This is a genomic window from Plantactinospora sp. CA-290183 (genome assembly GCF_050936375.1).
Classification (GTDB): Bacteria; Actinomycetota; Actinomycetes; order Mycobacteriales; family Micromonosporaceae; genus Plantactinospora.
The window spans coordinates 243,210-257,648 of record NZ_JBNJMX010000001.1 but is presented as its reverse complement, the minus strand read 5'-3'; the positions used below and the strand labels follow the sequence as shown (position 1 = coordinate 257,648).

At 72.2% G+C, this 14,439-nt stretch carries 14 protein-coding genes and 1 tRNA gene; 4 read left to right on the top strand and 11 right to left on the bottom strand.

Features of this window, described 5'->3' with window-relative positions; genetic code table 11:
* Nucleotides 1-594, top strand: coding sequence for a hypothetical protein (locus ACQEUR_RS01220; protein WP_433024129.1), 594 nt, complete (start codon nt 1-3; stop codon nt 592-594).
* Nucleotides 595-834: 240 nt separating this feature from the next.
* Here the strand turns inward: ACQEUR_RS01220 and ACQEUR_RS01215 are convergent, their stop codons facing one another.
* The 4 genes from ACQEUR_RS01215 to ACQEUR_RS01200 form a co-directional block, all read right to left on the bottom strand.
* Entirely contained in the window at nt 835-1,272 is a 438-nt protein-coding gene (locus ACQEUR_RS01215) for a hypothetical protein (protein WP_433024127.1), read from the bottom strand.
* A 386-nt stretch (nt 1,273-1,658) separates the two neighbouring features.
* Nucleotides 1,659-2,069 (bottom strand): winged helix-turn-helix domain-containing protein, encoded by a 411-nt coding sequence (locus ACQEUR_RS01210; RefSeq protein WP_433024125.1) that lies wholly within the window; start codon nt 2,067-2,069, stop codon nt 1,659-1,661.
* 39 nt (nt 2,070-2,108) lie between these two features.
* On the bottom strand, nt 2,109-2,456 hold the full coding sequence (locus tag ACQEUR_RS01205) for a hypothetical protein (protein WP_433024123.1): 348 nt from the start codon (nt 2,454-2,456) through the stop codon (nt 2,109-2,111).
* A 112-nt stretch (nt 2,457-2,568) separates the two neighbouring features.
* Nucleotides 2,569-2,642 (bottom strand) — tRNA-Thr (locus ACQEUR_RS01200).
* Between the two features lie 181 nt (nt 2,643-2,823).
* On the opposite strand from ACQEUR_RS01200, the gene ACQEUR_RS01195 reads away from it, so the two are divergent.
* Nucleotides 2,824-4,629, top strand: coding sequence for a metallophosphoesterase family protein (locus ACQEUR_RS01195; RefSeq protein WP_433024121.1), 1,806 nt, complete (start codon nt 2,824-2,826; stop codon nt 4,627-4,629).
* A 22-nt stretch (nt 4,630-4,651) separates the two neighbouring features.
* Here the strand turns inward: ACQEUR_RS01195 and ACQEUR_RS01190 are convergent, their stop codons facing one another.
* From ACQEUR_RS01190 to tmk, 6 genes are all read right to left on the bottom strand, one after another.
* Nucleotides 4,652-5,491, bottom strand: coding sequence for a PSP1 domain-containing protein (locus tag ACQEUR_RS01190; RefSeq protein WP_433024119.1), 840 nt, complete (start codon nt 5,489-5,491; stop codon nt 4,652-4,654).
* Nucleotides 5,492-5,547: 56 nt separating this feature from the next.
* Entirely contained in the window at nt 5,548-6,213 is a 666-nt protein-coding gene (locus ACQEUR_RS01185; protein ID WP_433024117.1) for a hypothetical protein, read from the bottom strand.
* Complete coding sequence (locus ACQEUR_RS01180) at nt 6,213-6,518, bottom strand: hypothetical protein (RefSeq protein WP_433024115.1); 306 nt, start codon at nt 6,516-6,518, stop codon at nt 6,213-6,215. The genes ACQEUR_RS01185 and ACQEUR_RS01180 overlap by 1 nt, the downstream gene beginning before the upstream one ends.
* The gene (locus tag ACQEUR_RS01175; RefSeq protein WP_433024113.1) at nt 6,519-6,845 is read right to left on the bottom strand and encodes a YbaB/EbfC family DNA-binding protein; all 327 of its coding nucleotides are present in this window, start codon (nt 6,843-6,845) and stop codon (nt 6,519-6,521) included. It abuts the gene before it with no gap.
* Between the two features lie 221 nt (nt 6,846-7,066).
* The gene (locus tag ACQEUR_RS01170) at nt 7,067-8,347 is read right to left on the bottom strand and encodes a DNA polymerase III subunit delta' (protein WP_433024111.1); all 1,281 of its coding nucleotides are present in this window, start codon (nt 8,345-8,347) and stop codon (nt 7,067-7,069) included.
* Nucleotides 8,347-10,482 (bottom strand): dTMP kinase, encoded by a 2,136-nt coding sequence (gene tmk / locus ACQEUR_RS01165; protein WP_433025850.1) that lies wholly within the window; start codon nt 10,480-10,482, stop codon nt 8,347-8,349. The genes ACQEUR_RS01170 and tmk overlap by 1 nt, the downstream gene beginning before the upstream one ends.
* Nucleotides 10,483-10,908: 426 nt before the next feature.
* Here tmk and ACQEUR_RS01160 point away from each other — a divergent pair, with 426 nt between their 5' ends.
* A complete protein-coding gene (locus tag ACQEUR_RS01160; RefSeq protein WP_433024109.1) occupies nt 10,909-12,129 on the top strand; it encodes an amino acid deaminase/aldolase in 1,221 nt (406 codons plus the stop codon).
* Nucleotides 12,130-12,217: 88 nt separating this feature from the next.
* Here ACQEUR_RS01160 and ACQEUR_RS01155 read toward each other — a convergent pair whose 3' ends face one another.
* Nucleotides 12,218-12,862 (bottom strand): TetR/AcrR family transcriptional regulator, encoded by a 645-nt coding sequence (locus tag ACQEUR_RS01155; protein WP_433024107.1) that lies wholly within the window; start codon nt 12,860-12,862, stop codon nt 12,218-12,220.
* A gap of 246 nt (nt 12,863-13,108) precedes the next feature.
* Between ACQEUR_RS01155 and ACQEUR_RS01150 the strand changes: the two genes are divergently transcribed.
* Complete coding sequence (locus ACQEUR_RS01150; RefSeq protein WP_433024105.1) at nt 13,109-14,431, top strand: D-arabinono-1,4-lactone oxidase; 1,323 nt, start codon at nt 13,109-13,111, stop codon at nt 14,429-14,431.
* Nucleotides 14,432-14,439 lie beyond the last annotated feature (8 nt).

Sequence of the window (14,439 nt, the reverse complement as noted above, 5' to 3'; positions counted from 1 at the left end):
ATGAAACAAACTATTTCCGGAATACTGGTCGGGAACGCCACCGATTGCCTCAGGAGAGCACGAGCCGCCGCCGACACGAACTTCCCGAACCAGGAGATTTCAGAGTGCATTGGCGCTCAGTTGATGATTGCCATGACCCTCGAAGGTACCGCCAACGAAATCGGCGATATCGCGTTCGGCCGAGCCTTTCTCGGTCACTTCGAACGGGCAAGCGTCGTGCTCAAATGGCACCTGTTATCCAGTTTGGATGGCCGACAACCCTTCGACTTGAGCAAAGAACCGCCACAAACAGTCCAATTGCTAATGCAGGTCCGCAATCAACTCGCACATCCGAAGGTGGAGAACTTTGGCGACGAGATCATGCTGCGGACCAGGACGGGAGATTTACTTCGCAACGTCAGCCTTGATCATAAGGTCCAAGACGGCGATCACATCATCTACGGCGCGGGTGAACTTCTGAGGAAGTTCAACTATCTCGACACCAAGGCACGGGTCGTTCGATCCCTGGAAGCCGTCGACGCACTCTGCGTGCATCTGTCCCTGAAAGGACTCCAATGGGTTTCTCACTCGCTCAAGCAAGCACGAGATTCGTGACAGGCAGCGACGCACGGCGGCGGCGGGGACGAAACTGCCCGCAGCGGGTTCTGCCGCTGCACTCGGGTAGGCAGGTTGTCGAGGGCGGGCTGGTTTTGCAGGACGAAGGGAAAGGAGCGAACGGACGGTCCCGCTGCCGATCGAAGCGGCGGGGACAACGCGGCGGGCCGGTCACCGACGTTCGACCCGGTGCCCACAAGCGGCGCAACCAGGTCAAACGCGGCTTCAACGAGACAGAACCTAGCGCGGTGGCGTGATCGCGAGCTTCTGACAGGTGTCATCGATCCGGAAGATCTGGCCTGGCGAGAAGAACTGCACAAAACCGGAACCCTGACCAGGGTTCTCGCACACGAGGTAACCGTGGTACCCGCCCGCCGAGAGACCCTGCACAAAGAGCTGGCCCAGATCCCATTCGCCCACCGTGCCGCCGTAGCAGATCACAGCACCGGGCGCCAGGACGAGCCGAATCTGCTTCGGGGTCTGGCTGGTGTTACACGGCCGGGCGTCGATCAGCACGCCGGGGGCCGACGGCTCCCCCACCTGCGGCGAGCCGGCGTACACCAACTCCGCTGACGCGGTCGCCTCGGCCGCCGATGCCTGCGCGGGTGACCCGGCCGCTATCGAACCGAAGATGACCGCGGTTGCCGCCAGAGCGGCGAGGACTCGTTTCCTGGCCATATGACCCTCCTGATCCGGGCAGACCCTTCGGTGTTCCGAAAGGCTCTGCCCATCTCAGCAGCCGGCGGCTTCATTCCGGCTTCAGCTCGTCCGGCGAAGGCCGGCCGGTCATGACCGATCTGCGAGTCGGCAGTCAATCCGGAGCGGGATCAACGCTGCCTGTGCGCCTCGGACCTTGTGGTCATGGTGGATGAACAGTCGCTTATGACTGGAGGTCGACCCGGGCCGCAGGCACATCCCGCAACGGTTGTCGCCACGCTCCACCCACAGGGGCCGGAGCGTCGGCTGCCGTTGCCACCGATCGTGGTGGAGTTGTTGCGCCGCATACATCTACAGACACCCCCCTTGGGGAGCTATTCAATCGTTAACTCGGGTCGCAATCTCCACTAAGGCCTAGCAAAGACGACCCGGTACCGATGCGCCGGATACAGGTCCGACAGCCCGTCCGATCCGGTGACGACCAGCAGCGGCACACCTTCGGGCACCTCGTACTCCCGCCGCTCCTGCGGGGTCGGGTTCCGCGCCGACACGGTCGAGCCCGGCTCGACGGTGATCAGCTCCGGATCGACGTGCTCGCGCACCACCACACCGTAACCGCGCGCCAACTCCGCCAGACCCTCATTGCGCAACTGCTGCAACGCGGCCCGCGCCGTCCTCGTCGCTACCCCGTACGTCTGCGCCAACGTTCCCTCAGACGGCAGCCGGCGGCCGGGTGGGATCTCCCCCGACGAGACCCGGGCGCGCAGAATGTCAGCCAAGTCCTGGTAGCCGACGGGCGCCCGGTTCGGGTAGATCACCGATGCAGGCTAGGTCCCTCCCAAGATCGGGCTACCTGGCTAGCTAGGTAGCTCCACTTCGCGGCCGGACTTCCACAGGTGCTCGACGTGGGCGGCGTACCGGTCGAACAGTCCCCCGTCCTGCCGGCGGCGCAGGTGCAGGGTGGGTGGGTCGTGGCCCGTCTGGTCCTCAAGGTGGGTGCAGACCAGCATGTCGTCATCGAAGCGCCACACCGACAGGGCGATGTGCCGATCCGAGTGCCGGGCGTCGACGGTCGCCGCGGCGCGTAGCTTCCGCAGCTCGTCGAGGGTGACCTGTATCCGCGTGGAGACGGCTACCAGGATGTGCGTGGAGTTGACTCGTCGGGCGGCGAGCCGGATGGAGACCGAGATGTTCGGCTCTGTCACTGATCATGTCACTGAGCGGGAGCGGCGCCGATCTTCCTGAGCGACGCACGTCTATGGAGACGACGACAGGGGCCCTGGTCAACGATTGTGACCAGGGCCCCTGTCTGTGCCGAGCCGCCTGACGGAATCGAACCGTCGACCTACGCATTACGAGTGCGTCGCTCTAGCCGACTGAGCTAAGGCGGCAACGCCGGCAAGTCTACGACACGCCCTGTGGGCCCGCCGCACCGGTTTCCCGGACACCGCCCGAGCCCCCGGGAGGCGCGTCACCCCGGCTCCACCGGCGTCGGGATCTCCGGACGAGGACCCTGGCGAAGCGTCGGGCGTCGGACAGCGACCCCGGGGCCGGCCGGCTAGGCTGCCATCGATGATCGAGGACGACCAGGCACGCCCCGCCGACAAGCAGACAGCGGTGGCCGGCGGTCCGGCGACGGCGACCGACCCGGAGCTGACCGGGCCACCCGGCCCCCCGGAGCGGAACGGGCCGAGCCCCGCCCGCCGTCCCCGCACCCCGGATCCTCGGGAGCTGGGCTTCACCCCGCAGCGTCCGGTGCCGTGGCTCGCGCCCCTCCTGCTGGTCAGCACCGGCCTGCGTACGCTACTGGCCCTGCTCTTCGGGGCGTACCTGGACAAACGGGAGCTGCAGAACTCGCTCCCCAGCGAGGTGCACCGGCAGGTGGGGCCGGACGGCGACCTCTGGCTGGACTACGTGGCCGACCTGGGTGACGGCTTCAACGCCACCTACACCGTCGCCTACCTGCTCTCCCGCGCCGAGTTGGAGGTCGACGGGACGCGGCTGCCCCGGGGCCAGATGCTGGTGATGGGCGGCGACCAGGTGTATCCGACCGCCAGCGGCGCGGCGTACGAGAACCGCTGCAAGGGCCCCTACCAGGCCGCCCTGCCCCAGCCGCCGGTCGACGGGACGGCACCGGCGCTCTACGCGGTCCCCGGCAACCACGACTGGTACGACGGCCTCACCGCGTTTCTGCGCCTGTTCGTACGCCGCCGCGACGACAGCATCGGCGGTTGGCACACCCCGCAGTCCCGGTCGTACTTCGCGGTGGAGCTGCCGGCGAACTGGTGGCTCTACGGCATCGACGGGCAGTCCGGGGCGTACCTCGACGACCCGCAGCTGATCTACTTCGAGAAGGCCGCCGAACGGCTCGACGCCGACTCCCGGGTGATCCTGGTCGTGCCGGAGCCGTCCTGGGTGAAGTCCGGGGACCACCCCGAGGCGTACGACGCGATCGACTACTTCATCCGTACCGTGGTCGCCCCGAGCGGCGCCCAGGTCCGGTTGCTGCTCTCCGGCGACCTGCACCACTACGCCCGCTACACCGGCCCGGACCGCGAGCTGATCACCTGCGGGGGCGGCGGCGCCTACCTCTTCCCGACGCACAAGCTGCCCGAGCGGATCCAGGTGCCACCGCCGGACACCCTGGTCCGCCGGTCCAGCCCGTCCAGGTCGTATGACCTGGCCGGCCGCTATCCGGAGGCCGAGCGGTCCCGGCGGTACGCCTGGGGCATCTTCCACCGGCTGCCCCGCCGCAACCCGGGCTTCGCCACCCTGCTCGGCGTCCTGCACACGATGCTGATGTTGACCATGGCCGGGGTGGCCCTGCCCCGGGTCGAGCCGACCGCGCAGCGGCTGTTCAGCATTCCGCTGGTGATCGTGCTGGCCGTCACGATGCTCGGCGCCGCGTTCTTCGCCAAGCCGCCGAGCGCGAACGGCAAACGGCACGTCCGGCACTGGATCCTGGGGGTCGGGCACGGGATCGCCCACGTCGCGCTCGCGGCGGGCGGCGCCTGGGCCTGGCTGCAACTGCCGTTCTGGGACGCGGCGTGGCCGATGCCCGCGGTGGCGGCGGCGGTCGTCTACGGCCCGGTGGCCGGCTTCGTCGCCAGCCAGCTCGTCGCGCTCTACCTGCTGGTCGCGGGGGCGTTCGGGGTCAACCTCAACGAACTCTTCGCCGGCCAGGGCATCGAGGACGCGAAGAGTTTCGTGCGGTTCCACATCGCCGCCGACGGGACGTTGACCGGTTACCCGGTGGCGGTGGACAGGATCTCGCGGCGCTGGCGGGCCGAGCCGGACGGCGCCCCGGACGACGCGTGGCTGAGCCCGGAGCAGGCGCCGCGGTTCCGCCTCGCCGAGGCCCCGTTCACCATCCGCTGAGCGGGGCGGTCGGACCGGCGGGTCAGCCGTACCGCTCGTCGTGGGCCTGGCGGGACCCGCAGACCGACGCGCGGCTGCACGAGGAGCGCGACCCGTCGGCGTCCAGCCGGACCACCACCGAATCGCGTGGGACGCTGTGCGCCACCACCCGCCCGGGACCGTCCTCGGTGGACACCCGGGCGCCGACCGCCGGCGCCGAGGCCTGAAATTGCTGGTACAGCGGATGTTCGTATTTGAGGCAACACATCAGCCGGCCGCACGCGCCGGAGATGCGCAGTGGGTTGAGCGGCAGTTCCTGGTCCTTGGCCATCCGGATGGTCACCGGCTCGAAGTCGGTCAGGAAGGTGGCGCAGCACAGGTCGCGTCCGCAGGAGCCGATGCCGCCCTGCACCCGGGCGGAGTCCCGGGCGGAGAGCTGGCGCAGCTCGACCCGGCAGTGCAGCGTCGCGCCCAGGTCGCGGACCAGCGAGCGGAAGTCGACCCGGTGCGGCGCGGTGAAGTAGATGGTGGTCCGCGCGCCGTTCGACCCGCCGCTGGCGTCAAGCACGTGGTCGACCGCGACCACCTTCATCGGCAGGCCGTGCTCGCGGATCAGCCGCTTGGCGGCCACCTTCGCCTCCGCCTTGCGCTTGCGCTGCGTCTCGTCGCGGCGCAGGTCCTGCTCGCCGGCCAGGCCCGCCAGCCGGGGAAAGCCGCTGGTGTCCTCGGTCACCCACTGCGCGGCCCAGACGCACTCGGCCACCTCGGTGCCCTCGTCGGTCGGGACGAGGACCCGGTCGCCGACGGCCGGCCGCAGGTCACCGGGGTCGAGGTAGTAGAGGCGGCCGTAACGGTTGAAGCTGACCGCGCACAGCATGCCCATTGCCTCACCCTACGACGGATCCGCGCCGAAGCGCAGTGGCGGGCGGCGGCGGCCGCTCAGCGCACTATCCGTCCGGCGTCGAACCGGGCCGGCGCGACCCGCGACGGCCGGTAGGCGACCTCGGCCAGTGCCGGGGCCCAGCGGCCGGGCAGCTCCGCCGCCTCCGCGTACGCCTCGGCGACGGTGGCGAGCACCCGGGCGCCGATCTCCGCGGCGGCCGGCGCCGCCGAGGTCGAGGCGGCCACCGGGCGCGGTGCCACCACCACCGTCACCGCCTCGGCGGAACCGAGCACGTCGCCGAGGGTACGGGCGAGGTCGCCCCGGGTACGGATGATCCACTCGGCGACCGCTTCCGCGTAGGCGGCGGTGGCGTGCACCCGCCCGGTCAGGCTCTCCGGCCCGTCGGCCAGGTACGCGTCGAGCCCACCGCACCGGGCGGCGAACGCCTCGGCGGCCGGCCCCTGCCAGGAGAGGTCGCCGGACAGCGCGAGGTGCGCCTCGTCGTACCCGCGCAGGGCCCGGCGGGTCGCGTCGCCGGCCTCGACCAGCGGTGCGGCCCGGAGCGCGAGCACCGCGTCGGCCGCGTCCCCGGGGAGGGTCCGGAGTCGGCGGAGCAGGGGCCAGATGCGGTGTCCGGTGGGCGCACCGGCGGCGGCGAGCACCGCGTCGACCCGCCCCAGCAGCTCGGTGGCCGGCGCGGCGAGCTGGTCGAGGGCGTCCATCACCGCTCCCTCGCCAGTCGGCCGGCCGCCCCGTCGTCGCTGTCGGCGTACGCCTGGTCGGCGGCGCGCACGGCGGCGGCGCCGTCGGCGAGCTGCTCGGCCGCCGCGGCCAGCTCCCGGGCCCGGTTGTCGAGCGCGGCCAGCCACTGCGCGTGCAGCGCCCGGCCCACTTCCCCGGGCAGTCCGGGGGCGTCGACGGTGAAGGCGCTGGCGGCCGGCCCCGCGTACGGCAGCCGGCGGGCGAGGTCGGAGAGCGTCCCGCTCGCGCCCTCCAGCCGGGCGGCGAGGTCCCGGAGGTCGTCCACTCAGGCCTCCGTCAGCCGGCGGTACGCGCCGAAGGTCTCCGTGTGCAGCTTTTCCCGCGCCCAGCGCGCCGCGTCCTCGGCGGCCATGATCGCGGCGCGTACCGAGCGGGCCACGTCGGTGCCGGTGCGGTGCTGTAGCGGCCCGAGGAACCGGACGTCGCTGATCGTGCCGTCGGCGGTCACGACCAGCTCGACCAGTCCGTCGGGCGACCGGACGGTGACCTCGACCCGCTGGACGGCGCGGTCGAACTCCGCCTGGAGCGACTCGATGCGGCGGTAGCGCTCGACCGCCTCCTCGATCCAGGCTTCGTCGATCTCCCGCGCCATCGGCAGGCCCTCCGTCTCCACCCGGTGCGGACACGATCACCGGATGTGCCGCCCTGGTTACGGCACCGAACCGTACCGGTCAACTCGCCCGAACAAAACCCTTTCCCCCAAGATCTCGGTGATCAGGGAGAAATTCGCGCGTGTCGTCGGCGCGCCGCGGTAACAGCTCCCTGATCAGCGTGATCATGCGGAGCGGGGTTGAGCAGCATCGATCCGGCGGTTCAGCCGCGCCAGAGGGCGAGCATCATCGCCTCGACGGCGATCCGTGGCTTGACGTTGGTCTCGATGGCCGTACGGCAGGAGAGCACCGCCTCCAGCCGGCGCAGCGTGCTCTCGGCCGTCCACTTCTCCGCCGCCGCGCCGGCCGTACGGGCCGCGTCGGTGTGCACGGGCGCCACCGGGGCGCGCAACGAGACCGTCAACACGTCCCGGTAGAAGCCGGCCAGGTCGACCAGTGCCCGGTCCAGCGCGTCGCGCTGCGCGCGGGTGGCCCGGGACTTCTGCCGCCGTTCCAGGTCCTTGAGCTGGCCGGCGGAGCCCCGGATCGCCCCGGACGCACCCCGACCGGTGCCACCGGCCCCGAGCGCCGTCTCCAGCGCGGCCCGCTCCGTCGCGTCGGACTCGGCCACCGCCGCCTCCGCCTCCGCCTCGGCCGCCTCGATCAGCGTCGACGCGGCGTCGAAGCAGGCGCCGACGCCGGTCAGCCGGCGCGGCAGGGCCAGCACCGCGTCCCGCCGCTTGCGCGCCTCCGGATCCCGGGCCAGCCGGCGGGCCCGCCCGACGTGCCCCTGCGCCGCCGCGGCCGCCCACCCCGCCACGTCCGCGGCGACACCGTCCCGGTCCCGCAGTACGGTCGCCACCGCCTCGGGCGACGGCTGACGCAACGTCAGCACCCGGCACCGGGAGCGGATCGTCACCGAGATGTCGTCGGGATGCGTCGACGGGGTGCAGAGCAGGAAGACGGTACGCGGTGGAGGCTCCTCGATCGCCTTCAGCAACGCGTTGCCGGCCGCCTCGGTGAGCCGGTCGGCGTCCTCGATGACCAGCACCTGCCAGCGCCCCCCGCTCGGCGTGCTCGCCGCCCGCAGCACCAGCGCCCGCATCTCGCCGACCCCGATGGAGAGCCCCTCCGGCACCACGAACCGGACGTCGGCGTGGGTGCCGGTCAGCGTCGTGTGGCAGCCGGCGCACTCCCCGCAGCCGGTGCCCCCCCGTACGCACTGCAGGGCCGCCGCGAAGGCCCGGGCCGCGACGGAACGCCCGGAGCCGGGTGGTCCGGTGAAGATCCAGGCGTGCGTCATCGCGGTGCCGGTGGCCACACCACCACCGCCGGACACCCCGGCCGCCGCAGCCGGATCGGCTTCCGGACCGGCCGCCGGACCGGCCCCTGGATTGGCCGCCAGGCCGGCCTCCGTCCGGATGATCTCGGCAGCCGCCACCGCCCGGCGCAGCGTCTCGACCGCCTCGGCCTGGCCGACCAGGTCGGCGAAGACGTCCGGCATCAGGATCGTCGCTCCAGTTCGAGCCCGCCCCGGGGACGTACCCCGCTCTCCGGGGAGGTCGTCGGGGCGGGGAGCGCGGTGTCGGTGTCGGATAACTCCGGTCGGGCCGGGCCGTCCGGTGCCGGCGGATCCGGGGCGGCGCCGGGATCGTCGGCGCCGTCCAGGTTCGCGTCGAAGTCGACGAGCATCGCGGTGACCCGCCGGGCGACGGCGGTGGTGATCTCCCCCGTCGGGCGCGCGGCGTCGAGCACCAGGTAACGCTTCGGGTCGGCCGAGGCGAGGTCCAGGAAGGCGTACCTGACCCGGTCGTGGAATTCGATCGACTCGGCCTCCAGCCGGTCCGGGGAACCGCCCCGGGTGACCGTACGGGCCAGGCCCGCGCGCGGCTCGATGTCGAGCAGGACCACCAGGTCGGGCTTGAGCCCGCCGGTGGCCCAGGAGGAGAGCCAGGAGACCTCCTCCACCGGCAGCGTACGGCCGGCTCCCTGGTACGCCAGCGACGAGTCGACGTACCGGTCGCTGATCACCACCGCGCCCCGGGCCAGCGCCGGCCGGACCACGGCGGCGACATGGTGCGCCCGGTCGGCCGCGTAGAGCAGCGCCTCGGCCCGGGGGGTCAGCGGTTCCGAGCCGAGCACCAACCCCCGGATCCGCGCGCCGACTCCGGTGGCGCCGGGCTCCCGGGTCACCACGACCTCGCGGCCCTGCTGCCGCAGTGCCTCGGCCAGCGCGTTGACCTGCGTCGACTTGCCGGCTCCCTCGCCACCCTCGAAGACCACGAAGACGCCGTTGGAGGTGAACGGCTCGGCCGGGAAGAGCGGGCGGCCCCGGATCGAGCCCCAGAGGTCGGGCAGTACCGGCACGCCCGGCTTGTCGTCCATCTGGCGGAACGCCTTGATCCCGGTGAGGATGCCGGCGAGCCCGGCGGCCAGCAGCAGCAGTCGGGTGGAGGAGACCGAGATCCCCTGGTCCGCGACGCGCAACTGCCAGGAACCGCCGACGCCGACCAGCAGGCTGCTCACCGAGATCGCCAGGATCAGCACCAGCCGGGTGCCGGTCTGCACGACGGCGAAGACCCGGCCGCGTACCTCGTCGGCGATCTCCCCGCCCAGCAGGGTGGTGCCGGCGAGGAAGGCCATGCCGGCACCGGCGCCGACCAGCACCGCGCCGAGGATCGCCATCGACAGGTGGATGGAGCCGGCGAGTACCAGCACCGAGGCGCTGGCCAGCACGATGCTCATGCCGAACCAGCGACGTCGGGACATCTCCCGGACGATCATCGGGCCGAGCCCGATGCCGAGCGACAGGCCCAGGAAGATCGACCCGAAGAGCAGGGAGAACGCCGCCTCACCGGCCGCGAGCGACTTGGTGAAGAAGTTCGCCGTACCGATGACCACGCCGCCGCCGGCGAACGCGCCGAAGATGCCGAGGACCAGGCCCCGGACCAGTGGGGTCTTGCCGATGAAGCGCCAACCGTCGACGAACTGCCGCAGCGCGCTCTGCTCGGCCCGCCGGGCCCGTTCCCCCCGGGGGCCCCGGCCGCTGATCTCCCGGATCCCGAAGAGCACCACCAGCGCGGTGGCCAGCCGGGTGAGCGAGTTGAAGTAGAGCGCCAGTTGGGCCGGCTCGGCCCAGCCCGGCGGCGGGCCGGCGGCGGCGGCCCGGATGCTGCGGTCCAGTCCGGCGGCGACGACCGCGGCCAGGATCGGAGTGAGCCCGTACGTGGTGATCAACGTAAGCTGGTTGGCCGTTTCCAGCCGGCTGCGCGGGATCAGGTTCGGGACCGCGGCCTCCTTGGCCGGGATCCAGATCAGGGTGATCGCCTCGATCAGGAAGGTGGCGACCGCCGCCCAGCCGACCACCAGCCCGCCGCCGACGTCCAGCAGGGCGGCCAGCGGGATCGAGGCGAAGAGCACGAAGCGCAGCAGGTCGCAGATGACCATGGTGTAGCGCCGGTCGAACCGGTCGGCCAGCACCCCGGCGACCGGACCGAGCAGCAGGGCGGGCAGCAGCCGGACCGCGATCACGCCACCGAACGCCAGGCCCTTCGCGGTGTCGCCGGTGACCTGCGAGGCGGCGAAGAGCGACGTGGCGAGCAGGCCCAGCCAGTCGCCGAACGAGGCCACGCCGAGCACCAGCCAGAGCCGGCGGAACGGGCGGATCCGCATCACCGACCGGAGCGCCTGGTAGCCGGAGCGGTCGACCGGGCTGGCCGGCGCCGTCGGCGTGGCCAGCGGCGTCGGCGGGTCGGGCGGCGGAGGCGGCCCGTCGGACGGGGCCGGCCGGCTGGACGCCGCCGGTGTACCGGACGACGCCGGGTCGCTGGGCGGCGGACCCGACGGCCGTTCGCCGCGCTCCGCACCGCTGCTGTTCGTGTCGATGGCCGTACCTCCGCGTGCCGGCCCATCGCTGGGCTCCCCCGACCACACTCTAATCGTGGGGCGGATCCGCCCCACCCCGACATTCCCCTGATCGGCAGCCTAGGGGCTGTGCCGGGGCCGCCGGGTGCCGGAATATGCGAGGCTGTTTCGCATTATCCCTCCGAGAGTTAGCGTGCTCGAATGACTACCGAACGCGACATGCTGCGCGACCGCCTGGACCGGGCCACCGCACACCTTGATCCGCCGTTCGCCGTGGTCGACCTGTTCGCCCTGGACGCCAACGCCGAAGCCCTGGCGGTATGCGCGGCCGGCAAGCCGGTCCGGGTGGCCAGCAAATCGGTACGCTGCCGCACGCTGCTGACCCGGGCGCTGCGCACCCCCGGCTGGCACGGGGTGATGGCGTACACGCTGGACGAGGCGATCTGGCTGGTCCGTACCGGCGTCACCGACGACGTGCTGCTCGGATATCCCACCTCGGACCGGCGGGCGCTGGCCGAACTCGCCGGGGACCCCGAACTGGCCGCCGCCGTCTGCCTGATGGTGGACAGCACCGACCAACTCGACCTGGTCGACTCGGTCGCGGCGCCGGGACAGCGCGCGGTGCTGCGGGTCTGCCTCGACCTGGACGCCTCCTGGCGTCCGCTGGCCGGCGCACTGCACGGGCGGCTGCACGTCGGGGTACGCCGGTCACCCGTGCACACGGCCGCCTCGGCCGGCGCGCTGGCCCGGGTGATCACCCGGCGGGCCGGCTTCCGGCTGGTGGGCCTGATGTCGTACGAGGCACAGATCGCGGGCCTCGGCGACGCCCCGCCCCGGCAGGCGGTACGCGGGGCGACGATCCGGCTGCTCCAGCAGCGGTCGTACCGCGAACTGGTGCGGCGGCGCGGCGCGGCGGTGGCGGCGGTACGCGAACACGCCGAGCTGGAGTTCGTCAACGGGGGCGGTACCGGCAGCACCGCCCTGACCGCGGCGGACCCGGCGGTGACCGAGATCACCGCCGGATCCGGCCTGTACGGGCCGGTGCTCTTCGACGCCTACCGGTCCTGGCGCCCCCGCCCGGCGGCGTTCTTCGCGCTGTCGGTGGTACGCCGGCCGGCCGCCGGGGTGGCGACCGTGCTCGGCGGCGGTTGGATCGCCTCCGGGGCGGCCGGCGCCAGCCGGCTGCCCACGCCGTGGCTGCCGGCCGGACTGCGACTGACCGCGACCGAGGGAGCCGGCGAGGTGCAGACCCCGCTGACCGGGCCGGCCGCCTCGGCGCTGCGCGTCGGCGACCGGGTCTGGTTCCGCCACGCCAAGGCGGGTGAGCTCGCCGAACACGTCGGCGAGCTGCACCTGGTCGAGGCGGACCGGGTGGTCGGGACCGCACCCAGCTACCGGGGCGAGGGCCGGACGTTCCTCTGACCGGCGACCGCGCCACCGCCACCCGGCCGGCACTCACCCGGCCGGGGGCGCGGCGGCGACACTCACCCGGCCGGCGCCCCGGCGGCGCTCACTCGGCCGAGGGCGCGGCGTCGACGTGCCGGTGCAGGTACTCGCGGATCAGCGCGGTGGCCTCGGCGAGCACCTGCTCGTCGCCGTCCGGGTCACGCCGGAAGGCGAGCTTGATCAGCGCGTCGGCGGCCTCCACCGCGATCTCCAGCGCGAACCGGAACCGGGGCGCGTCCGTGGTGCCGAACTGCTCGATCAGCACCCGGGCCAACTGCTCGGCGATGACCCCGTTGTTGTCGCGGTCCTCGTCCAGCAGATGGACGTCGACCACGTCGCCGAAGTGCAGGGTACGGAAGCCGGGAACGCTCCGGTGCATGGTGATGTACTCGTCGATCGCGGCGTCGACCCCGTCCCACCAGTGGGTCAGGTCGCCCCGCGAGAAGCGGCCGCTCAACCGCTCCAGGTACGCCTCCATGTTGCGCAGGGTCAACGCCTGCACGATCGCTCGCTTGTCCGGGAAGAACTGATAGACCGACCCGATGGCCACCCCGGCGCGCTCGGCGAGCAGGGTGGTGGTCAGCCCTTCGTAGCCGACCTCGTCGACTATCTCGGCGCAGGCGTCGAGCATGCGCTGGACCCGGGCGACGCTGCGGCCCTGCACCGGTACGCGGCGCAGTGGACCGGATGTGGCGGTTGACGTGGACACTCGTCGCCACTCCCTTTCGACGGGACGTAGATAGCTAGGCGTCGCGGTTTTCGAAACGCTACCCGGACTAACGAGCGGGGTGGATATGCGGTATTTACTCGCCGTAACGATCCTGATTTACTCCCCCTGACGCACCTTGATGTGAAGTCACTTCATGTTCATCCACGAAGATGGCACCCGGTAACCACGGACGCGGCGCCGAGGCGGCACCCCGACCCCACCCGGGCGCCGCGGTCAGGGGGTCAGATGAGCGGCCACGCCGCACCGCCCGGTGCGATCACCTCCTGGTCCAACTGGGCCGGCAACCAGCGCGCGAGTGGTGCCGCCCTCCGACCGTCGAGGGTAGACACGGTGGTCGAGGCGGTCCGGGCCGCGCGCGCCGCCGGCCGGCGGATCAAACCGGTCGGCAGCGGCCACTCCTTCACCGCGATCGCCCGGCCCGAGGACCAGTGGATGGACCTCACCGCGCTGGCCGGGCCGGTCACGGTCGACCCCGGGCGGCGGCTGGTGACCGTACCGGCCGGGATGTCGCTGCGCGCGCTCAACGACCTGCTGGCGACGCACCGGCTGGCCCTGGCCAACCTCGGCGACATCGATGCGCAGACGATCGCCGGCGCGATCTCCACCGGCACCCACGGCACCGGGGCCGGCTTCGGCTGCCTCTCCACCTTCGTGACCGGCCTGACCCTGGTCACCGGCACCGGCGAGCTGCTGCGCTGCTCCGCCGAGGAGCACCCGGACGTCTTCGCCGCCGCGCGCGTCGGCCTCGGCGCCCTCGGCGTGATCGTCGAGGTGACCCTGCGCTGCGTGGACGCCTTCGTGCTGCGCGCGGAGGAACGCCCGGCGCCGCTGGCCGGAGTCCTCGCCGAGCTGCCCGAGCTGATCGCCGGCAACGACCACTTCGAGTTCTACTGGTTCCCGTACACCGACCGGACGCAGGTCAAGATCAACAACCGGGTGGCGGACGACGACCGGCCGCTGCCCCGGTTCCGGGCCTGGCTGGACGACGACTTCCTGGCCAACTCGGTCTTCGGCGGGGCCTGCCGGCTCGGTCGGGCCGCCCCCACCCTGGTTCCCGCGATCAGCGCGGTCGCCGCCCGGGCACTGGGCGCCCGCACCTACACCGCCCGCTCCGACCGGGTCTTCTGCACCCCGCGCCGGGTCCGGTTCCAGGAGATGGAGTACGCGCTGCCCCGGGCCGCCCTGCCCGAGGCGCTGGCCGGGCTGCGCCGGGTGATCGGCGAACTGCCGTTCAGGGTGCTCTTCCCGGTCGAGGTGCGGTTCACCGCCCCCGACGACATCTGGCTGTCGCACGGCCACGGCCGCGAGTCGGCGTACGTCGCGATCCACCAGTACGTCGGGATGCCCGCGGAGCCGTACTTCCGGGCCTTCGAGCAGGTGGCGACGGAACTGGGCGGCCGGCCGCACTGGGGCAAGCTGCACTACCGGGACGCCGCGTCGCTGCGCCCCGGGTACCCCCGGTTCGCCGACTTCCTCGCGGTACGGGACCGGCTGGACCCGGACCGGGTCTTCGGCAACGCCCACACCGAGCGGGTGCTCGGCGGCTGATATCCGGC

Excerpts from the sequence above, each read along its gene's own strand:
- ACQEUR_RS01220 (WP_433024129.1), top strand. The coding sequence starts at position 1 with ATGAAACAAACTATTTCCGGAATACTGGTCGGGAACGCCACCGATTGC.
- ACQEUR_RS01215 (WP_433024127.1), bottom strand. The coding sequence starts at position 1,272 with ATGGCCAGGAAACGAGTCCTCGCCGCTCTGGCGGCAACCGCGGTCATC.
- ACQEUR_RS01195 (WP_433024121.1), top strand. The coding sequence starts at position 2,824 with ATGATCGAGGACGACCAGGCACGCCCCGCCGACAAGCAGACAGCGGTG.
- ACQEUR_RS01190 (WP_433024119.1), bottom strand. The coding sequence starts at position 5,491 with ATGGGCATGCTGTGCGCGGTCAGCTTCAACCGTTACGGCCGCCTCTAC.
- ACQEUR_RS01185 (WP_433024117.1), bottom strand. The coding sequence starts at position 6,213 with ATGGACGCCCTCGACCAGCTCGCCGCGCCGGCCACCGAGCTGCTGGGG.
- ACQEUR_RS01175 (WP_433024113.1), bottom strand. The coding sequence starts at position 6,845 with ATGGCGCGGGAGATCGACGAAGCCTGGATCGAGGAGGCGGTCGAGCGC.
- ACQEUR_RS01170 (WP_433024111.1), bottom strand. The coding sequence starts at position 8,347 with ATGCCGGACGTCTTCGCCGACCTGGTCGGCCAGGCCGAGGCGGTCGAG.
- ACQEUR_RS01160 (WP_433024109.1), top strand. The coding sequence starts at position 10,909 with ATGACTACCGAACGCGACATGCTGCGCGACCGCCTGGACCGGGCCACC.
- ACQEUR_RS01150 (WP_433024105.1), top strand. The coding sequence starts at position 13,109 with ATGAGCGGCCACGCCGCACCGCCCGGTGCGATCACCTCCTGGTCCAAC.